Source organism: Mesorhizobium sp. WSM4806 (assembly GCF_055811635.1).
On record NZ_JBVVQZ010000005.1, the window covers coordinates 41,329 to 62,725 of the forward strand.

Here is a 21,397-nt window from a genome sequence, read left to right on the forward strand (position 1 = left end):
TGGCTCCGCAATCCTGATTGTTGCCAACAGAAACCACCACCCGAGGAATGTAGTCCCAGCCCTCCATCCGAACGGCTATCGCCGCAAGCGCCACGGGTACACCCAGAATAGAAAACGCCATTCCACCAACGATAACCCTCAAACTGGCTCGCATCGGGGGGCGAAGAATTGGGTTCATGTAAGCCCAGTGTGACATCATCATATTACCCTCCTTGGAAGCTACACAAGCACGCGACCTAGCAGCGTCTGCTAAAGGGCGAATGGGACTGCCATGATGGCCCGTGCCAGATGTTCTATTGCATGGCAGACGGGTCCCGAACTGTGATTGTGGCTGTGTAAGGCGAGGTGTATGATGTCATGCACCGCCCACCAATTTCCATCATCCGCTCTTCCGAATAGGCATACACAGTCGCAATCGCTACTCCGAAAAGTTGCGGTCGAACTTCGATGATGTGACCACTTCGGTTTCGCCAATTCAGGCATCTGTCTGCCGCGCGAACTATGACGATATGGGGACAACCATCACCCCCTGTGCAACTTTGGGCGAACGCGGAATTCGCCGATATCAGGACGTATGCGGCGATGACTGCATACCCTAGAAGGCAAGTTTTCATTTGTTCCGCCCTCCAATAACCTCCGCTGCAGCCCGACGGGTGTTTCAGCCTCAAAAATGAAGCTGACGTCAGTCAAATCGCACCGATCTGATCCTGTTCCGCCAATCGCCTGCGCCGGCAAAACAGTCCTGCAGTTCGCAGGCTATTCTGTTGTTGAGTATTCGCATGCATGGGTTGCCATAGTTCTGTCTCTCACACAGCGAGACAGGGCCTCCGTTGACAAGAACGCGTATGCTCTTTGCATCGATATGCGCTGGTAGTGTAGGCGCATTGGATTCGATGCGCTCACGAACGTTCCCGTCCGCAATCAGCGTGACCGTGCGGGACGGTTGACCAACCGAAGAAGTGGAAAGAAGCGATGCAACCGCAGCGGCAGTAAATGCCGCTGTCCAGCATTTACTACCCATTGTTTTAATGGACATCTAACGCTGCCATCCTCGCTGGAGTGGAATTCGTTATCAGGGTGTCGAATCTCGTCGCGCTATGCCGCAGCACTTTTTCTCGAAAGGCGTAGCTATGACTTGTCTCGAATTAGAGCATAACGCTGAACTCCGATCTCTCGCAATGCGGGAAAAAGGAATTGCGGGATCAGCCTTTGGGATTAGCCGTGCGCGAGAATGCTTCTTGCGATAGGGCGATTCCATTTGTGTGGCGATCACGAGGCGCGCATGGTCCTTGTTCCAGCCAAGATGGGAACAGGGAGACCCTTTCATTGAACCGTCTGCAACGGGGTGGGATTTTGCCGTTGCCGTCGTGGATCAGAACGAGCGTGAAGCGCCACGAGCGGGCATTCCGCTTGAGCAGCACGAATGGCGAGATTGGGTGTGAAAAGCGGACGCAGTTGACAAGGTTCTGACCAAAAAAGACGTCGGCGGGCGGGGACGGCAAATCAGGCGCGCCGGCTGGGCGTGAAAACACCGGTCGCGGCGTTATGCTTGAACACGACTCATCCCCATCCGCCCCCATTGCGAACCTCTTACTGTCTTAAGAAACCTAGCTGGTCCTCCGGTCACCCGCAGATCGCTAGTATCGAACCTTCCGTGAACCTGATTGCTTTCCATTCACCCAGTAGACAACCCGTGTTACGTCTTACGTGGAAGTCACCCTCGACTGTACACGGTATCCGGTTCGATTATGGGTTTCTTAAGGGGCATCATGTCGTGCCGTCGCAGTTGGGCCATGAGCCTTGCAGTATTCCTCCTTTGCTCTCGAGCAGCCTTTGCGGCACAGTTTGACTGCCTCGTGCCTGTTCCGCCCGGCGACGCGATTGGCTCCGTCTTCTTCATTGGCCCAACCGGGGATGGCACCCGGCTGGTCAGTGCCGAGAGAGGGCTGTTCCGGCTCAATGCGGCAGGGAAGCTCGCGCAGGTAGCAAGCGACGAAGAGATCGGCCTCGTCCTTGAAATCGTCGCGGCTGAAAACGGCACCTGGCTAGTCGGAGCCATGAACGGGCTGTTCCGGCTCGATGCGGCAGGGAAGCTCGCGCGGGTAGCACGCCGCGAAGAGACCGTCAGCGTCTCCGAAATCGTCGCGGCTAAAAACGGCACCTGGCTAGTGAGAGCCCAGCGGGGGCTGTTCCGGCTCGATGCGGCAGGCAAGCTCGCGCAGCTAACTAGCGACGAAGAGACCGGCTTCGTCAATGGAATCGTCGCGGCCGAAAACGACACCTGGCTAGTCGGAGCCTTCAGAGGGGTTTTCCGACTCGATGCGGCAGGGAAGCTCACGCAGTTAGCAAACGACGAAGAGACCGGGCGCGTCAGGGAAATCGTCGCGGGTGAAAACGGCACCTGGCTAGTCAGTCCCGAGAGAGGGCTGTTCCGGCTCGATGCGGCAGGGAAGCTCGCGCGGATAGCAAGCGACGAAGAGATCGGCGGCGTCTATGAAATCGTCGCGGCTGAAAACGGCACCCGGCTAGTCGGAGCCACGAAGGGGCTGTTCCGGCTCGATGCGGCAGGGAAGCTCGCGCGGGTAGCACGCGAGGAAGAGACCGGGGGCGTCGGGATCGTCGTGGGTGAAAACGGCTCCTGGCTAGTCATCGCCGAGAGAGGGCTGTTCCGGTTCGATGCGGCAGGCAAGCTCACGCAGTTAGCAAGCGACAAAGAGACCGGAGGTGTCCGTGGAATCGTCACGGCTGAAAACGGCGCCTGGCTAGTCAGTGCCGAGAGAGGGCCGTTCCGGCTCAATGAGCCCGCAGCGGTCACGGCTGATGCGGATATGCGGCTCGATGCCAGGAACGGTGTCCAGCATCTCTTCGAATGGATTGCCCAGCATCCCTGTGCGGCGGTCTTCCCGCAAACTGGGCTATTCGCCGTAGAGTTTGGCAGCGGAGGGGACTGGAAGCCAGCCGTCGTACAGCTGCCCGAACCCGACGGCCCGGACAACAAGGTTCGGGTCCAGCTCCGGCAGCTGATCAAAGGGGCCGATGGAACAGAGATTACGGCGCGCCTCGGATTCCGGCCGACTATCAACGACACTTTTCAGTCGATTGGTGGGTCGGAGGTTGAGGTGAGGGTCGGATGGGGATTTTGGGACTACGTGATCGATTATCTCCGGCAGTACGGCCCCTGGCTGGTTGCCGCGCACACGATAATCTTCGCCGGGATTATGCTTGCAGCCCGGCGGTCACGGTGGGCTTGGGATGTGATAACCGATCCCTGGTGGGGGAAGATCGGGGCGGAGTTCTGGTTCCTGCTCCGGCACGTGCCGCGACTCCAGCGTTGGATGCTGGTGCGCTGGCTCGATAGCCTCCGCCAGAAATACCCATCAGGCGTGTATCTGCCGATGCCGGTCGCCGGTGCGCAGGACGCCAGCATCGAGTCGTCGGAGCTTGTTGGCGCTTTGAAGCCAGGTAAGCGAATCTGGCTGCAGGGGGCGGCCGGCATGGGCAAAACAGAGCTGGTGCGGTGTGCGATAGCAGACTACTGCAACGCCGCGGCTGCGGGCAGCCTGGAGCGAGCCTTTTCCCGATGGGGCTACATTCCGGTGCCAATCGCGCTTCGGGACTTCGCGGCGGTAACAGTACCCAAGCCGCCGGAGGACTGGCTGTTCGACCTTGCAAGGCGGCGCCTAGAGGCCGCAGGGCTCGAAATCCAGGATGTGCGGCTGTTGCGCGGCATCATCACCGCTGGGTATTGGGTTCTTGTGCTCGATGGCGCGAACGAGGTGAACGATGGCGGAGCGATCCAACAGTTTGCGCTGCGCTATCCAACGGTTGGACTAATGATCACGTCGCAAGCAGAGCCGCCGGCTGACGCGGCCAACCTGTTCGAGGTGTGGCGGCTTCCACTGGACATTCACGAGGCGATAGAGCCTCTGCTCAAGTTGTACCTGCCGGATCGGGGCGCTGAGGTCTCTGAGGCCTTGGCGGACTCGCCGATCATCCACGAGATCAGGTCGGGCTACGACGTACGTCTGATCGCGGATTTGATCGAGGCAGGTACTGCGCCCGATGATCTTCCGCGCACCCGCATCGGACTCTACAGCGCGATGCTGGCGGCGGCGCGGACCCCGGACAGATTGGCGTATTCGGTCGCCGAACTGAGCCGGGTTGCGTGGGACTGCTGGGTGGAGGGACATCGTGACCTGGTTCCAGGAGAGAACATCTCGGCGGAGCTGCTGGAACCGCTGCGGCAGCCTGGCGTGCGTATCGTTCGGGCGCGCGGCGGTGACACCTACCAGTTTCGGCATGATCAGATGCGCGGCTTCTTAGCCGGGCGGTGGGCGGCGATAGAGGCAGTGTCGCCGGTCGACCTTTTGACCAAACAGCCCAATATCTGGTTGCTCGGACGCAGCGAACAGCAGGTTGTCTGGGAGTTCTTTGCCGAAATGGTGGGCGCTGACAGAGGTCGTACCGTTCTGGATTGGGCAGCTCAGGAGGCAGAGCGCGCCGAGCTGCAAGTCGCCTTACGCAGAATTCTTGTTCCGGCCTCGTCCTAGCGCCGATGGCGCAACGACCCTGAGATCTGCGTTGTTGATCAACGCATAACCTTGGCAACCGCTTGCTGGAGGGCTTGCAATGCCTGGCAAAAATGCGCCCTCACTACCTTCAAACTGATTGTCCGCTGTAGCGCGGTGAGCGGTCGATGGTAGCTTGACGGTCGAGCGTCCACGTAGGGGACTTAGCTGCCATTTAGCACCGAGAGGGCGGATGGCAGCTATTGCCAGAACCGGACATCACCTCGCGATGCACGGACGATGACCATGAAGGATGCGTTCCGCTAAACTCCTCGGCCCGGGGAACAAGCCCGATCGAGGCGAGCAGCCAGACGGACTTGATGACTGTTAGGTCGAGATTGGGAATGGAGGCGAATGTCTGGCGTCTCCTGCTCAGTATAGAAGGCCAGCCCTTTGCCAGCTTCGCGGATTGTGAAGCACGAAAATCCTCGCGTGCTCTGGCCGCAGCGCGTTGGTCACGAACAGGATGCACGCGCTCTGGGGCGCTATGGCGCAAATCCAGTGTCGACCGTCGTTTGCATTACATCGCTTCCGCCCTTCCCAAACTCAAACTCTTACTCTCTCCCGATGCGACTATGCTGCCACGACCTGTGGCTCCCTGTAACGTTCGCCGCTCGTCATGATAGCCCAGATCATCCGCGCCATCTTGTTGGCGAGCGCAACCGCAGCAATCTTCGTGGTACGACGAGCGAGCAGCTGGACCAACCAGGGCCGCGTTGTTCCATGCCGTTGGGCATAGCGGATGACTGCGAGCGCGCCGACAACAGCGATTGGATCACTACCCGTCGCGCGGATCGGCTGTCGGCTTTGGACCGAGGATGCCGAGCGCCGCGGGAAGCGGCCTCGCCGCTCCCCTCATTTCGCCGTGCTGCCACTCCACAACCTCAGGGGCGACGCCGCTCACGACTCGCCGACGGCATCGTCGAGGACCTGATCACCGCGCTCAGCCGGTTCATCCGTAATCTCGCGCAACTCGTCGTTCGTCTACAAGGGACGGGCGGTGGACGTTCGAGAGATCTACCGCGAACTCGGCATCCGCCACGTGCTCGGCGTTGAGCATTTCACAGCGAGCGAGATTGACGGCCGCCATGAGGACGCATTGTTAAATCGGTCTTTCGATTCATTTAATTCGATCACAACTCCTTCACGCTTCTTGAAATCGCCTGAGTTCAACGCAAGTTCACGCAATCTTCGGATAATTTGAAACTGTCAAAGGTGTTGTAAGTGCCGCCCGCCTGCAGGGATAGTCTTGGCTGGGTTGCCACCATTTGTGATACTTTGCCAAAGTAATCTTTAGATCTATGACGGAAACGAAAATTAAGCCTTTTCAACCACAACTTGGATGATACGTCGTAGTTTGCGGGGACCCCAATCTGGAAGCGCATCGATTTCTTTGAGAAGGATGACATTGAAATTCTTGTAAGCTGCAATCAGGTGGTTGGGATCGATTGAACCGAAGGACCTATTGGGGTTTGAAATTTCGTCACTAAAACTTTCGATAACAACCATTCCACCATTTTTCAAAGATCTCCGCAATCGATCGGCATTGGCGATGGAGGCAATATCCAGGGTTCCATATAGATAAACGATCAAGTCCCACTTGTCGAAACCGTAATCAAATGCTTCATGGGCCTTATGCATCGCGTTGATTTTGACGTGAGCTATATCTGCATTCTTCCGCGCTCTTCTGAGCGCCATTTCGCACATATCAAACCCCGTGACCTCCCAACCTTTCAATGCGAGAAATACTGAATTTCTGCCTTGTCCCATTTCAATGTCTAGAGCCCGGCCCGTTTTGCGACCTTCGACGCTGGATACGAGCAACGCATTTGGTTCCAGCGAAAAGCTCGGAAGTTTGCTCGAATAAATGGCACTGTACATGCTTCGCTGCTTTGCGAGCTTCGCGCTGTTCAGGCACTTAATTTTCTCGAGCGTTCGGTCTGCTTCTCGCGGCGGGGCACCGCGTCCGATAAGTCGGGATCGGTATTGGCTGAAAATTATGTTCGACTGATCCGGCGTTGGAGGGCCAGACATCCATTCCATGAATTCTTGCCAAATCGCGCACTGAGGTTGAGCCTCTCCAAGTTGAAATTCTTCGTTGCCCTCCTTCATTTCACGCACAACATCAATCCCCCTAAATTCCAAGCTGTGATGGGGGTCTGGTAGGGTAACACCACCCCCAAAACAAGAAGCCAACAAAAAGCTGCGTATGCCCTACTTTCGGCCAGTGCTGATCAATATGTACATGCTGACTAGCGGTGGAGTCACGCTGGTCAATTCATGCTTGATCGTAAGGGCAATACGTGTCACGATACCCCAATCTTTTCGGAGCTATTGCATGTTCCTCGAGAAGTCCTTTTTGTTAGATCAATGCGTGCAGCTGCCCCGAGACACGCAGATTTTGACATATGACGCAAATCTTCCCGGAACATCAAGTGGGTGCGGCGGCGGAAATTGCTCCAAATCTGGGCCCTGTCTGGATGCGGACGCAGCCAAAGTCGTAGCAACACGATTTTTAGCGGTTTCGCCGGGGAAAGCTTCTTATATCGCATTGGATAACGAGCTTCTTGAAAGCTTCCGCGATCTTTTAAGTGGGAAAGCACTTAGGTCTGTAAGAGATAATCTTGCAACTCGATTTGGAGATGCTGAAGGGCGACAAAAACTCGAAGTCTTGCTGCGTAATATTGCCGGAAGAAATTTTTTGGAAGATGCGGAAACTGAGGAATCTCAGTTGCAGTACCCGTTTTTACAGCTTTACGTCACAAACCGCTGTAATCTGCGCTGCCGCCATTGTTATATGTCATCCGGGGATCCACTACCCGGCGAAATTGGCACGCTGGATCGGTTGAAGGCTCTGGAAATATTCGCAGAAATCTGTCCTGGCAGTAAAGTCACGTTTACTGGCGGTGAGGCGCTGTTAGATCCAGATATTTTTGAATTATTGGCGTTTGCCAAGCAAAAAGGTCTAAGGACTGAACTGTATTCCAATGGCCTTACTGTAAAAAATCAACGGACTGCCGAACGAATAGTCAATCACGTAGATACAGTGCAGATTTCCATAGATGGTGCGACAGCGGAGATAAATGACGCTATACGAGGGCGTGGCACGTTTCATAAAATTGTGAGAGGTATTCGTCTCCTAGACCGTGCAAAAGAAGAACTTAGAGCAGATAACTTTCACTTCCGCCTTGCGATGACTTTAACAACGCTAAATGTAGACGATATCAGAAACAACATGTCTAGTTTTATAAATATGCTCAATTTGCGCGTACGGCCAGAGATTCGTATAGGTACAGTTGGCAAATTAGGAAGAGCGAAGGAAAATCCTGATCTCGCAGAGGACCATGATGGATTGCAGATGGTCCAAGCCGACATTGTCAACAGGTTCGCGCGAGAGGGTATGCATCGTATGCAGATTAGTACAATAAACAGGTTTACAAAAACATGCGGTATGGGGCTTACCATTACAATTGGTGCAGACGGTAAAATTTATCCGTGCACTATCACTCAGCAACGTCCTATAGGCAATATCCGGGATGACGACGCACGACGAGTATTGGGGTCGGTAATCGCGTATAATGAAGCGACGAAAGTTGATAACGTGCAGGGTTGTCGAGATTGCAGCATTCGCTATTTTTGTGGCGGTATTTGTAGGATTTCGAACTCCTATAAAATGGGTTCGATGCAAATTTCTGCATGCACTCCTTCTTATAAGAATGTTCAAGTTCGAAATCTGATTTCTCGTTACGATTCTTATGGGCTGTCTTGAGGACTAAAGTAGATCAATCGAAAGGAGATCACCATGTCGCCGACAGATTTGCCAAAAGACGCTGGAGACCCGGAGGTTCCAGAATCTGGACATGTGGGCGTTCCCGAAGAAGAGGAAATAAAGGTATTCATCGAGGCCCCTGCACCCTCAGAAGGGAACATCGTGTTTACGGCAGTATCGAGTAATCACAGTTCGAACTTTAGCACTGCAGATACGTGCTGTACGTGTACAAGTTCGGATGCTCGTCTCAAGGAGGATATTCGCCGCGTCGGCACTACTGCTCATGGATTACCGCTTTACAGATTTCGCTACATTGGCGAAGCGGGCGTTTTTGAAGGGGTTATGGCTCAGGACGTGGTGGAAATTCGCCCCGATGCGGTGATCGTCGGCGCAAACGGATATTATGCCGTTGACTATGCCAAGCTGGGAATAGAGTTTCGCCGGCTTCATTGAAGTTTGGCCCGCCCTACGAACGAGAAAGAGCTGCTGAAGAATTCGGCAGCTTTTTTTTTACACCTTCGCTCAGGCAAACTTCGCTCCATGACAGCGTTGAACCCGTTTAAATCCTGGATTAAAATTCTGTCATGAGATCTGACTACAAGACTGTCACCGTCTTACTGGTGAATGGTGTGGGCGATCAGCTTATCGCGTTACCTGCCGTGCGCGCCCTTGGTCAGCTATTTCCCGGAGGCATCCAACTTCTCCTGGGCGAGCGAATGCCTTTGCATGTGTGCCACGAAATGTGGTCGCGAGTGGAGACCAATCTTGCTTGGTGGGCGGAGCCAAACACCCGAACCCTTGATGTCGATCGAATTGTCGGAGAGGCAAATTCGTGTGATTTATTCATTTCCCTATCCAATTGGTACAGCTCATCAATCTCAGAACTCGCTCGGCAACTTGGGGCCCGTCACACTGTGGGCTTTTTTGATTTTTTTGATGATTGGATCCGACCCGATCCGGAAATACATATGTTCGACCGGCTTTTTGCGGTTCCGCAACACTTCAACTCTTGGCTGCGCTTGGAGAGTTTTGCGGAGCCGCCCTTATTCTCGGCATCCGCAAAGGCCGCTGCTGAGGGTTTCGTACAGGCGCTGCGGCTCCGCGGTGAACGAATTCTCTTTGTTCACCCGGAAACGCAGCCTTGCAAAATGTGGCGATGGGAGAAATTCCTATGGGTGATAACCCGGTTCCTCGCTGAACGCCCAGAGTATACTGTGGTTATTTCGAGCCTTCAGCCGTTCAATATCGAGGTACTACGAAGCCAAGCTTCGCGAATAGTAGCTCCCATTGAGGAGGCTATGGCAATCGTGCGTCACGTCGATTTGTTTCTCGGAATTGATTCATCCTTTCTTCACGCAGCGGATTTGTTCCGCGTACCGGGGGTGGCCTTGTTCGGTCCTACCTCGCCACGTGAATGGGGATTTCGTTTGTCTCCAGTCAGTCAATGCGTGATGGCGAAAACGATGGACGAGATCAGCTGCGAGGAGGTTCTGGACACGCTTTTGAAAGTTGCTAGCGGAGACTCAAGTTCCGCTGCGTGCGAAGAGGTCTACCTAGGGCGGGCCGAGCGGGCGGCCAGATAATTTTGAGATGGTAACCATTCAAGTGCGAAAGCACTGCTTCGGTCGTTGTGCAACAGGAAAAAGGTTGGTGACTGATCGATTTTCGCCAAGGCAAGATCCTCCGGCCTTGATATACATATACAAAGTCGGTGCGCGACCTTTCGTAGGATTCGTAGTGTGGGAAATAAAGTAAAAAAAGTTTCCGAACTGGGTTGCTTGATCTGCAACCAAATTTCAAAGATCGCACACGCGGAAAATCGTAGTCCGCGTACCTTGGTTGTCTTTGCTAATCCATTTGGCAACGCCATCGGTGACACTGTCATGGCCACGCAGCACATACAATTTCTGCGGAACATTCCTAATAACAGAATAACGATTTGGACATCCAATGGATCAGTCTGGCGGACCATGTCTGGTAGGGATCTGAAAACCATAGTCACACTAGACAGAAGACAAATACAGAGGGGATTTGACCTTATTTTGATGGACTGGATTAATATTGGGTCTGACCTTCGCGATATTTTGGAAAGGTCTCGGGCTATAGTTCTGGACTGGGGGAATAGAAACCTGATCAGAATCAATTTACCGGGATCGCCATGCATTGAGATTCCGTTGCCTGCCTCAGCAAATCATCCCTCTCATATAATGACCATGTATGCCGCTCTCGGGTGGCCCGCCGTTATTGCGCCTGAACAGAAACCATTGGACAAGCGGAAAACATTGTACTTCAATCCTTATGCCAGCACCGCAGAGAAAGGAATGTCGGCGTCATTGGCCGGAGGATTACTTAGGAGTATAGATAAGAGATTGCCGGATGACGGTATTATTTATGTTGGACCGCGCCCAAAGGCACTAAGTGCGAATGACATTTCGGCTTTCAACTCAGTTGAACGGTCAGTTAATTCAGTTGTAAGTGATCGAGTCAAACTAGGGGTGGAAACCGGGTCGATAGAGGAGTATGTCGAAAAAATTCGCCACTCTCTGTGCGTAATTTGTCCAGATACTTCCACACAGCATATTGCCGCCGCAGTTGGAACGCCGGCCATAGTACTCTATATGAAGGGAAAATCTTATAACCACTATGCTTTCGGGTGGCCAGATGCAGAGTATTTCAGCTTCGAAATGCCGGCCGGATCAAATGCAGGGTTTGAAGAGATTATTTGCCATTTAGTCAGCACATTCTTTCATTTACCGCCACCCAGTGCGTTTGGAGATGTCCAACAGATCAATCGACTAGTTAATGAGTTTGTTGTTATTCTTCGAAAAGTTAGGGATCCGCGGTTCTTCGATGTCGAGTCACAAAAAGTCTTACGCGATCTGGTGACAAAGATTGATGAGAGTATACCAGATCATTGGCGGCCACATTTGATGCCCGAATTGCGACAGGTTGCCATCGAACTACGCAACCCGAATATCGTGAATAACCTTGGAGCCGATTTGATTGAAACGCGAATTAGCATGATTGCGCCGATCCGAGTAATGTTGAGACTTACAACCAATAGACGCTGAGCCATAGATAGTATAAGTGGAGGGTATCCTTTACCAACTTATACTGAATGTTGGATGATCTGGTGAAGTCGTGAGCTGAACTCTGTTCGCACATGTCCAGCACCTCGCGCTGGCCGTCCGCGTTGACGCCGATGGCAATGATGACGGCGACCGAGACGATGCGCTGACCGCCGTCATCCAGGAGGCCTACGTCCAGGGTATCTCGACGCGCTCGGTCGACGACCTGGTCAAGGCGATGGGCATGAGCGGCATCTCCAAGAGCCAAGTCAGCCGGTTGTGCGAGGAGATCGACGGCAAGGTGAAGGGCTTCCTCGACCGGCCGATCGAGGGCGACTGGCCATACCTGTGGATCGACGCCACCTACCTGAAGGTGCGTCGCGGCGGGCGCATCGTCTCGGTCGCCGTCATCATCGCGGTCGGCGTCAACGCGGACGGCCGGCGCGAGGTGCTGGGCATGGAGGTCGGCACGTCTGAGGCCGAGCCGATCTGGACGGAGTTTTTGCGCAAGCTGACCCGGCGCGGCCTGCGCGGCGTCAAGCTCGTCGTCTCCGATGCCCATGAAGGCATCAAGGCGGCCGTCACCAAGGTGCTGTGCGCGACATGGCAGCGCTGCCGCGTCCATTTCATGAGGAACGTGCTGGCGCATGCCGGCAAGAGCGGGCGCCGCGTCGTCTCGGCTTTCATCGCCACCGCCTTCGCCCAGGAGACGGCCGAGGCCGCAAGCACGCAATGGCGCGCCGTCGCCGACCAGATCCGGCCGAAGGTGCCCAAGCTCGCAACCATCATGGACGACGCCGAGCCCGACGTGCTCGCCTACATGACCTTCCCGAAGGAACATCGTGCCAAGCTCCACTCGACCAATCCCATCGAGCGCCTCAACGGCGAGATCAAGCGCAGGACCGAGGTCGTCGGCATCTTCCCCAATGACGACGCCATCGTCCGTCTCGTCGGCGCCTTGCTGCTCGAACAGAACGATGAATGGGCCGTGCAGCGGGCCCGCTACATGACGCTTGAGACCATCAGCCAGATGAGCGATGATCCACTCATCAGCCTGCCGGCAGTGGCGCGCTGATCAGTCCGGCCCCATGCCGGAGAGCACGGCGTCCAATGCCGTCAGCTACACCACGCCAGTGGGCACGATCTTGTGAGAAATTTCCTAATAGCTGTCGAAGCTTAGTCTATAGGGATTGGATTATTTCTCGCTCACCATGAGGGATGGAGCGTGCAGGGCGGGTGATGCCGATCGCCAACATAAATGCTGAAACACGTCCGACGCGAATGGCATGCATCAACATGTACTCTCGGTCGTATCAAATATGCAGGCCATACAGGCTAGGCCTCCTCGACTAACTGGCCGGGAACGCCCAAGACCTCAGTAGCCGAACCAGGATGGTGATGGGGACCACTCCAACAAAGGTATAAGGACCTGAACGATCTCATGGGAATCATCGTCACGAACTCATGAAAGTGGCCGAGGCAAAGGTTCGGAAGCTGCGACCTGTAAGGCCGAAAGTGACTGTCCAGGTTTCCTCAGGTGGTGCGTGATGAGCCGAAGGGGGCACGGGGGCTTGAGGTCAGAGCAGCCGAAGAACGACAGCATTTGACCTCTTCATTCGATTTCGGCCGTTCGTTTGGGGCGATGATTTTGAACTGATCACGGTATCCCTTCCGACGAAGGTCCGTTCTCAAAGCCTAACGAGCGCCAAAGAGGGCCGGCTTGGGGTGAGCGGCACCGTTCTGTTGATGGGGTCATTCTGAGGGTGGAGGCCCGCTCGGGGCCGCCACTGCAGCAGGCATCGCAGCGGGGGAATTGCGGCCGGCGGCGCCAGCATTGACCAATTCAATAACTCTCCGCCGATACGAAAAGACACCAAGCCACAATACAATATTCAGAACGAATACCGTTCCATAGCCTGCATAAAAATGCTTGTTAGCAGAACGAATGATCCCATTCTCAATATCATACAACAATGGGCCAAGCGGGATAGCGAGACCTTTTATCTCGACGGAGAACGATTGTATCGTCGGAGAAAGCGCGATCCCTTGGGGTGTTTTGAGCTGAGCTACGACACCTTCAAGGTAGACCGGCGGCCATAGCCAAAGGGTGGCAAGGCCGATGACAGTAGGTAGAAGCAACATGCTGTGGTTGAACACTCGGTGCGTTCGGCTTCCCGCTCCTGGTAGAAGCAGGACAGTGAGCCAGTTCGGATCCTGTTCCGAGCTTCCAGCCGCCCGGAGTCTTGCATCGGCGCGGAGAGAGGCTGCAGCAGCTGCAGAAAGCAGAACGGCGCACCACGCCATTGCCCAAAGCGCCAAGGCGTAGGGCATCTGTGGGAATGGGTCGATCAGATTGATGAGATCGGCCCCCATTACCCGGTCGCGCGATCGTTGCAGGTCTTCGTCTGCCTCGCTTAACCTCCCAGCAAGTTCTGCAACGGTGTACGTGCCCATGCGCCTGCCATCAATGACCCCAGGTAAGGCGGACAAGCCAGCCAAAAGGTGGCCGGTCTCACCATAGAGGTAGTCGTTCTCACCATAATTGCGCTTCGCTTTCGACGCTTTGCCTGGCTCTGGCAGATCTTCATCTGCGGCTCGCAGGACGGTCGCGCATCGCTTAGCGACCTCATCGTCTTCCAAGGACACCAAAGTCCTGACATGCGTCTTCAACGTATGCACGCCCGCAGCCCATAAAAAGCCCGAGTACTCGTAGATGCAATCAAAGACACCGGTGCGTGCGCCATAAAGGAATCTCAACACCTGGTCGACAGGCTCGAGAAATGGGTCGCGCTCGGACCAGAACCGCCGGTTGCTGATAGAGAGACTATGGAGTTCGCGCAGAATCTGCAAATGGCTGGAAGCCAGTCTGCTCTTCTCAGCGTTCCGCTCGCCGATCTCGCGAGCGATTTCTGCAGCATCATCTCCCGATGAATTTTCTAATAACTTCACGATAAGCTGCAATCTAAAGGCTGTATCGGGCCAACTGCACAGGTAATAGTCGCTGGTCCTCTTCATAGGTGCCTCATCCGCGTCCCGGCGCATTCTGCAGACACGCTGAAAGTCGTCGATTGCTCTATAGGCAGAAAGCTCGACCGCTTTGGTGTAGAAGTAGCGTGGGTCTCGCTCCTCAACGAAGAACCATCCGATCAGAACAGAAATCGTAACGATCAAGGTGAACCCGAGCATGAGTAAGTACAAGCCGCCCTGGGCAAGTTTTATCTGAGACGCGCGGTGCCAGCGATCCATAGCTATTTCATCTTAGCCCATTTTGAACCTGGCGAGGCCAAGCGACGCCGTGATCTAATGAGGTATTATGCGCTCGGAGCGGGTCGTTGGAAAGGCCGACGCGTGGGCCTTGACCAACATGCTTGGATTCTCGAGCCGGCCATCAGAAGTTCTTTTGCGAGGATCTCGCGGGGTTTTGATACACGCATGACTGTTGTCGCCAGAAGCTCCTTCAGCCGCTTGGCCTCCGACCCTTCCATGCCGCCCCTCCTCTTCCGCCGAGTGCACATGTGGGATCAGTAATCCGCGTTTGCAGCTCCTCACGCGAGGACAAATTTAGGCGAGCACGACTAAGCGATGAGAGATGAGAGTTGACAGCAGGCGATCTCAGGCGGTGTTCTGGTTCGGGTGATCCTGAAGATACCGACAAGAACCTTGCGATAGACTTGTGGAGATATCGCTCGCCTCGGACCGTTCTTCGATCAGGAAAAGGCGATGCCCCTTCGGTCGACCAGCCGACCTGTGCTACACTAGTCTAAACGCTTGAGTGATGGCTCCGTCACGACCCGCTACAACCGTCTGTCACTCAGCTCTCTTGGCTTCGCCCAGATTGCAGAGATTCGGCAATGAATTCAGGGCGATCCGCAGATCTAATTAGTGTTTGCTTTGCTGCCACGATGCTGGGTGATTCGTAAAGAAAGGATGTGATAGATTTAGCGCACTGCGAGGCATTGGAAGGGGGCAACGTGCGTCTAAGCAGCATTCGGAACCACCTTCGCAAGCAGCCAATAATGAACAGGAAAAGTACTCTTGCAGCGGCATTCGCATCCGCCCTCGCGCCGTTCGATGACTTTGCGCTTGATACCGTGGCTCAGGCCATTCGGGACCTCGAGCAGGACCCTGAAGGCGAGCTTGAGTGCGTGTATTGCGGCCAGCCTGCCGCCACCTGGGATCACGTGTTTAGGCGCGTGGTCAAAGGTGAGTTTTCGGGGTACGGGCATCGGGTGCGAAACCTCGTCCCCTGCTGCCGAAATTGTAACGAGCGCAAGGGCGCTAGATCCTGGGAGGTCTGGCTTGAGATGCGCTCGCCCCCCGACATTGAGAGACGACGGGCGAACATGGTTCGCTTCCTGAGTGCGCCCGGTGCCCAGCCGACGACTATGGAAGACTTACACCGCGAAATGCCCGATGAGCTAAGGCGCTATGTGGAAATCAGGGCTGAGGTATTCCGTCTCCTGGACGAGGCCGACCGGCTCGCCAACCGAGTCAGGAACCGCAGCACGACTCCGCTACTTTAGCATCGTCTTCAGCGCCTCAACCGTCAGCCCGTCGTCCACCGTATGCAACATGGCGTGGCAGTTGGGGCAGACGGGTATCAAGTCCTTCACAGGATCGACCTCGTGCCTTTGGCCCCGCTTGGAAACGGCGACCTTGTGGTGGACGTGGATGAAGCCGGCACCTCGGGGGCCGTATCGCTTCTCAAAGTCCATCCCGCAGGCCGCGCAGATTGCCTTGTGATGGGCGATGCATGCCCTACGTGCGGCGGGGTCGCGCTCATAGCGGTTGATGGGGATCGTAACCACGGCGCCTTCGTAGAATAACGGAGAAGCCGGCAGGACCTCTTCGGCAAAGATCGGCCCTCTAATCCTAGTCTTGTCCTGTGCCCAATGGCGAATAACAGGACTTCCCCAGTTGGCCGCCTTAGGTGATTGCTCGTACTTCAGTTTGTCGATCAGTCTCCTGCCGGGCTTGGTCCAATAGTCAAGTATCCGAGAAACGCGGGAGTATGCGCTGTATGGCTTTCCGGCACCTTTGCCGCCCTTTCCGTATTCCTTCACTAAGGACAACCACGTTTCGGGATGGCCCTTTTTGACCACCTCGATGAACTCGTATGTCGAGAAAGCTCGCCACTCGAATTGATCGACCAGATGCCTGAATTCTACGTCAGTAAATGTAATAGCCACTTTCCGCCCCCCGGTTTGTGTAGCAAAGGATGGCCGCGACCCACGATAGTCAAGCCCAGCGGCCGCACCTGGGCTGTTTTGAACTGACGGAAAAATCTGAGGGGTCGAACTCGACGGTTGTTGATCGCGCGACCCCCGTGCCCTTCGTTTCACGCGCGCCAGCGTCGGTTACGCGGCATTTATCAGTCACAACGAAGCTTGCCGTTCGACACCCCCATTGCGTTCCCAAGCTCTGCGATGAATGATCGTCGCTTTTGGGGATGCAAATGCTCGACGTCGCGGCTCAAATGTTTATTGGGATCACCGTTGCTCTGTTGGCCTATGTTCAATGGCGCATTTCTCGCCAAGACGAACGGGAAGCCCGACGGTTGCAGGGTGAGGCAGAAGCGCTTCATCAGAAGCGGCAAGACGACCTAGAGAGACTTCATCAGGCCCGACAACGGGACGCCAACATGTCAAAATGGGGCGGGATGGTCATCGACTTGATGGCCGATCTCGAAACCGCCTGCAATCCTTTGGCTGGGGGCTTTGTTTGCAAGCCAGGTGAATTTGATCAATTGGGAAGCAGGGCAAGCTCCTTGGTTGACCGAGGGCGCCTGTTTTTTCCTAATGTGAAAGGCAGTTCCGAACAGTTTGATGACGAAGGGATTAGGGTGGAAATCCTCGACCACGTGCTGCGGGCATGTTACGTGGCCCGGTTTGTCGCAAAAAATGGAACAGACAATCCTCTTCTGATGCGGCATCAAGTTTGGCAGGCCCGTCGACGTTTCGTAAGCCTTCTTCAGTCCGAGATGCGTCATTCCCTCCGGGAAGTGAACGAAGACAGCATGGGTAAAAGTGTGCCCGTTGACCCACGTCGATGGGACAACCCTACCAGGCCCTTGCGACTGCCCGATCTAATCTAAGTCATCACCAGCAGTGCCGCATAGCCACGGACGGTCGTGCCTCGGTGGGATCCCGAACCGCAGGGGCTGCTTCCGCAAGGTGAGTAGGGGCGAACGCTGTGCCTCTATTCCTCAATGCTCGGCTCTGTTAGCTGGAACACCATCGTGAGAGCCACCACCTGTTCGCACTCGGGCTCGCGCTTACCCACACCAAGGACGTGGCGTAGGCGGGCAGCTCGTCGCGTCGCAGACAAACGTAAGGGCTAATCCCTCTGACACCAGCACCTCGCCAACATCGCGGCCATCAGCAAAGAGAGAGCCGCAGCTTCGGCCGTAGTTGCAGGCGTCCGTGCCCTCGGTTCCCGGCGGGCAAGAACACGGAACCATCTTTATTTCCAGCTTCGCAGCAGCAACCAACTCTTTGAGGCGCGCCTTGGCTCGACGCCCCAGGTCAGCCTCAGCTTTACATCTTGGCTCGATGCTTTCGGGCGTGTTGAAGCCGACCAGCCGGATTCCCTTCGGGGCACCCTTGAGCCGAATGGTATCACCGTCCGTAATCGTGAACTGGCTCCTCGCCAATGGCTTCAGGATTCCAGCGTCTGGCAATGCAAGGGCGGGACTGCTTGGGGAGGTCGTGTGGGAGCTGTCGACGTAGGAGTAGATTAGGGAACCGACGACCAAAGCCAGCGCGAACCCAAATGCTCGGACAAACCGGCCGGCCAGATACCGGACCTCGCGCACGAGCGGGTTCCGGCGCCGCCGCTGCCTCCACCGTGGCGACTGCGAGCTGTTCGGGCGTGGCTGTGGTGGTGCGTGGTTGCTTGGCGGGACGCAGCCGATAGTTTCGAACAGCTTGGCGCGCTGCTTGTCGGTCAACCGCGTGTTGGGACCGTACTTCACCAGGCGGGCGTGAATGTCGACGAGGAATTGTCTTTGCCATTGGCTGAGGCGACCGCGACCCAGCGCAATCTCGATGCGGGACTTCAGGTCCTCGGGTTCCATGCGTGAATGCCCCCCGGCCTCACAAGGCAAACTAACGCCTGCGTTGCCTCAAGCAAGCGAGGTCCAAGTTCCAGGCTACCATCACACCAAGCCGATGCACAGACCGCCTCCCGTGCCCGTAAAGTCATACCACACGCTGCTGCTGCACGGCTGCGACCCTAGGTTTGCTGCTCATCCATCGTTCCCAGCGGGTCTAGGGTGAAGTTCGCCCGATAGGGGCCGAATAGACGATCAACCTGATCGACGCGAAAATACCGCTCCGATGCGGTTTTGCTGGTAGGCTGGTCCCGCCTGGCCAACTCGCTGGCGCCTGCCAACGCGCCCTCCGCGAGGGGAATGACGCGCCTTTCTGAGCGGCGACCTAGTGGTGAAAGCCTGACGCTTGACACCCCTCGGAACGGCAAGGTTGGGTGGAAAGCGGTCACTCGCCGTTCGTCGCCGTGATGTTGGCTTCGCGCCGAATCACTGATGTTCGAAAGGCCGACAGCGGTATAATCCTCATTGCCGGAAACCCCTCCTCCTCCAGCCTTCGATAGAGAAGTCGCGTGAATACAGGGGCTTTCAAGCAGCGCTTCCCTAGCACCGAAAACCGCTCGCTGCGCTCTTTCATCGCGCTTTCGTACGCAGCTTCGATCTGCTGCTGGATCTCCGCATCTTCTACAGGCGCGGGTTTAGCAATTTTCTTCCATTTGTAGATCTCCTTGAGAGGCTTCTCGTCTTCAACGAGTTCCCTCGTATGACCACAAGCCGCATCGTAGCCCTCTCGCTCTTCGGGCGACATCTCCTCTACCCGCTGATCCCTCTCGGCCATTGCTACTATTGCCTCGAGAATGAGCTGTTCATCGCTGATTGCTGACAGGAAGCCTTCCGTAGCCTTCTCCGTCTCTCGCGCGATTTCTATTTGTCGAGTGAGTTGGTCCACTCCATCAGCGAGTTTGTCCACTCCATCAACGAAGGCGTCGAAGTACTGCGCAATCGTCTTTTTCTGGATCGCGGGCTTCATTCTCTGCGGTTTGGTAAAGGTTGGCGTTTCGGCAAGAGCCGCCTTTACCCTTCGTATCGCTTCATCAGGCGTCTTGAACACGACGATTGCGGGTATGCGAAGAACCTTGTAGCCGCCTTGCACAGAGTACTCATCTCGGGTGCGGTCGCGTTCTACCTGCTCGGTGGATGAGTGATAGGCCGCACCGTCCACTTCAATGATCTGACGACCGTTCGCCAGAAAGTCGTAACGGTAGTTCTCAACCTTGACCTGCATCGCCAGTGTCAGCTTTCGCGACTTCAGCACGCCGCTGTCCGGTTTAAGGTCGAACTCCTTCACCATCGCCCGGAGGAACTGTTCTTCAGCCGGAGATTCGCAGCCCTCGCAAAATAAGGTCAGCCAGTCGTCGTCCTCAGGTTTGGCATCGCGCCATGTTCGTGGCGGCGGTAAATCCGGATATTCTGGAGGCTTCAGATCTTCGTAGATGGTCCATGCCAAAAATCCCACCAGCAACAATGCTAACGGGAAGAAAAGGCAGATCGGCAACAAAATTGCGATCAGCCCAATCCTACGCCAAATGGTCTTATTAACCCGGCCTTGCACACAACACCTCACTGCTCAAAATCCAATAGTTACAAAGCGGACCGGAATGTTCGAAACAAAACATTACCGGGCCTTTTGTTCGATGACCACGGGCAATTTTCGACAGAGAGCAAGGTGTTTCCGGCGACCGGTTGGGGTCGGCTCTTGCCGTCCACCGGTACCAAGTGTCAGACTTTCACCACTAGCATGCCTGCATCCTAAGCTCCTGCACGCCTGCGACAGAAGGATTTGGGGTGAAAGCCGGCGCCGCCAGGCTATTTCAGGTAGCAACTGGGAACAGCGAAGCGTGATATCACAGGCTAATTCGAATTTTTTTTCGCGCCACGTTTCACACCATAGATGGCGCTAGCCCGATGCCTGCCAAAAAAACGTGTACACCTTCCTCCCCATGTGCTCCTTCCTCCCAGATCGGAGTGCATTTGTTCGCGTGGCAAAACCGATGATCCGCGCCGAGAGCACAATTCAAAAATCCGCCAAGCGGTGGTAATCCGCGCCGAGGGTGCAATTCAAAAATGCGTTTGGCGGGTTTTCATTCCAAAGGCCATGTGGAGGGCAGTGCGCATTGCTAGGGCGAAAAAGAGCGCTTGATGCCACCGGTCCGGTCGGCCGCCATCGGCAACACCCTAGACAGTCTGGAGGGTTGAGGTGGATTGCCGTGGTGCTCTTCGCGGGTCCGTGCTGTAACGGTGCGCAATGCTGTCCGTTGGTATGAGATCGCAACAATTCAACGTCAAAATGTCGGACTTCCAATAGATCACGAAAAAGGTTATCCCCAATAGATGATCATTTGTATTCTCTTGTAGTCCGTCTTGTTGTGCACAACCTAAGTGTCCTACGTGAAAGGACACAAAATGAATATGTTAAAAGAAGCTCTACTTCTGGCCACAGCGCACAAATTCCGTGTGCTTCCGGTCAAACCGCCGGCCTGGGGCGGTCCCTCGATGGGAAAAGTTCCCCTAATCAAAGATTGGGTTCGCCTGGCTACAACCAATGCGGACCAGATCGAGAAGTGGTGGTCGCAGTGGCCGGACGCGAACATCGGAATAGCGACTGGCAAAGAGTCGGGGATCTTCGTTCTGGACGTCGACGTCGCCACAGGCGGATTAAAGTCCGCGGAGCAGCTTATCGGGCAATCGGCTTGGCCTGACCCACCCATGGTTCGAACGGGCTCTGGCGGCCTTCACCTCTATTTTGCCTATGATGGTTCATTTCCGCTCCGTAACTCCGCATCCAAGATAGGACCAGGCTTAGATATCCGAGGCGAAGGTGGGTACGTCGTTGCGCCTCCCTCACTGCATGAATCTGGAAACCGTTATGAATGGATTAATTGAG

At 55.4% G+C, this 21,397-nt stretch carries 13 protein-coding genes and 2 pseudogenes; 9 read left to right on the top strand and 6 right to left on the bottom strand.

Features of this window, described 5'->3' with window-relative positions:
- Positions 1-1,793 precede the first annotated feature (1,793 nt).
- Positions 1,794-4,550, top strand: coding sequence for a hypothetical protein (locus AC0L2M_RS09670; RefSeq protein ID WP_473534692.1), 2,757 nt, complete (start codon positions 1,794-1,796; stop codon positions 4,548-4,550).
- 1,335 nt (positions 4,551-5,885) lie between these two features.
- On the opposite strand, the gene AC0L2M_RS09675 is transcribed toward AC0L2M_RS09670, so the two are convergent.
- Positions 5,886-6,680, bottom strand: coding sequence for a class I SAM-dependent methyltransferase (locus AC0L2M_RS09675; protein ID WP_473534854.1), 795 nt, complete (start codon positions 6,678-6,680; stop codon positions 5,886-5,888).
- Positions 6,681-6,906: 226 nt separating this feature from the next.
- On the opposite strand from AC0L2M_RS09675, the gene AC0L2M_RS09680 reads away from it, so the two are divergent.
- The 4 genes from AC0L2M_RS09680 (at position 6,907) to AC0L2M_RS09695 (ending at position 11,408) form a co-directional block, all read left to right on the top strand.
- On the top strand, positions 6,907-8,337 hold the full coding sequence (locus AC0L2M_RS09680) for a radical SAM/SPASM domain-containing protein (RefSeq protein ID WP_473534693.1): 1,431 nt from the start codon (positions 6,907-6,909) through the stop codon (positions 8,335-8,337).
- A gap of 33 nt (positions 8,338-8,370) precedes the next feature.
- Positions 8,371-8,790: a tail fiber domain-containing protein gene (locus AC0L2M_RS09685; protein WP_473534694.1), complete on the top strand. Its 420-nt coding sequence runs from the start codon at positions 8,371-8,373 to the stop codon at positions 8,788-8,790.
- Between the two features lie 131 nt (positions 8,791-8,921).
- Entirely contained in the window at positions 8,922-9,920 is a 999-nt protein-coding gene (locus tag AC0L2M_RS09690) for a glycosyltransferase family 9 protein (RefSeq protein ID WP_473534695.1), read from the top strand.
- A 156-nt stretch (positions 9,921-10,076) separates the two neighbouring features.
- On the top strand, positions 10,077-11,408 hold the full coding sequence (locus AC0L2M_RS09695) for a glycosyltransferase family 9 protein (protein ID WP_473534696.1): 1,332 nt from the start codon (positions 10,077-10,079) through the stop codon (positions 11,406-11,408).
- 55 nt (positions 11,409-11,463) lie between these two features.
- Here the strand turns inward: AC0L2M_RS09695 and AC0L2M_RS09700 are convergent.
- A pseudogene (locus AC0L2M_RS09700) lies at positions 11,464-11,571 on the bottom strand (transposase); the annotation flags it as partial.
- Here AC0L2M_RS09700 and AC0L2M_RS09705 point away from each other — a divergent pair.
- Positions 11,563-12,480, top strand: a pseudogene (locus tag AC0L2M_RS09705) (IS256 family transposase); the annotation flags it as partial. The pseudogenes AC0L2M_RS09700 and AC0L2M_RS09705 sit on opposite strands and share 9 nt — an antisense overlap.
- A 677-nt stretch (positions 12,481-13,157) precedes the next feature.
- On the opposite strand, the gene AC0L2M_RS09710 reads toward AC0L2M_RS09705, so the two are convergent.
- Entirely contained in the window at positions 13,158-14,651 is a 1,494-nt protein-coding gene (locus AC0L2M_RS09710) for a hypothetical protein (RefSeq protein WP_473534697.1), read from the bottom strand.
- A gap of 770 nt (positions 14,652-15,421) precedes the next feature.
- On the opposite strand from AC0L2M_RS09710, the gene AC0L2M_RS09715 reads away from it, so the two are divergent.
- Positions 15,422-15,928, top strand: coding sequence for an HNH endonuclease (locus AC0L2M_RS09715; RefSeq protein ID WP_473534698.1), 507 nt, complete (start codon positions 15,422-15,424; stop codon positions 15,926-15,928).
- On the opposite strand, the gene AC0L2M_RS09720 is transcribed toward AC0L2M_RS09715, so the two are convergent.
- A complete protein-coding gene (locus tag AC0L2M_RS09720; protein ID WP_473534699.1) occupies positions 15,920-16,594 on the bottom strand; it encodes an HNH endonuclease in 675 nt (224 codons plus the stop codon). The two genes, AC0L2M_RS09715 and AC0L2M_RS09720, sit on opposite strands and share 9 nt — an antisense overlap.
- 266 nt (positions 16,595-16,860) lie before the next feature.
- On the opposite strand from AC0L2M_RS09720, the gene AC0L2M_RS09725 reads away from it, so the two are divergent.
- A complete protein-coding gene (locus tag AC0L2M_RS09725; protein WP_473534700.1) occupies positions 16,861-17,499 on the top strand; it encodes a hypothetical protein in 639 nt (212 codons plus the stop codon).
- Positions 17,500-17,679: 180 nt separating this feature from the next.
- On the opposite strand, the gene AC0L2M_RS09730 is transcribed toward AC0L2M_RS09725, so the two are convergent.
- Positions 17,680-18,480, bottom strand: coding sequence for a thermonuclease family protein (locus tag AC0L2M_RS09730; RefSeq protein ID WP_473534701.1), 801 nt, complete (start codon positions 18,478-18,480; stop codon positions 17,680-17,682).
- A gap of 421 nt (positions 18,481-18,901) precedes the next feature.
- Positions 18,902-20,065: an endonuclease domain-containing protein gene (locus AC0L2M_RS09735; RefSeq protein ID WP_473534702.1), complete on the bottom strand. Its 1,164-nt coding sequence runs from the start codon at positions 20,063-20,065 to the stop codon at positions 18,902-18,904.
- An 851-nt stretch (positions 20,066-20,916) separates the two neighbouring features.
- Here AC0L2M_RS09735 and AC0L2M_RS09740 point away from each other — a divergent pair.
- Positions 20,917-21,396: a bifunctional DNA primase/polymerase gene (locus AC0L2M_RS09740; RefSeq protein WP_473534703.1), complete on the top strand. Its 480-nt coding sequence runs from the start codon at positions 20,917-20,919 to the stop codon at positions 21,394-21,396.
- Position 21,397: the final 1 nt, after the last annotated feature.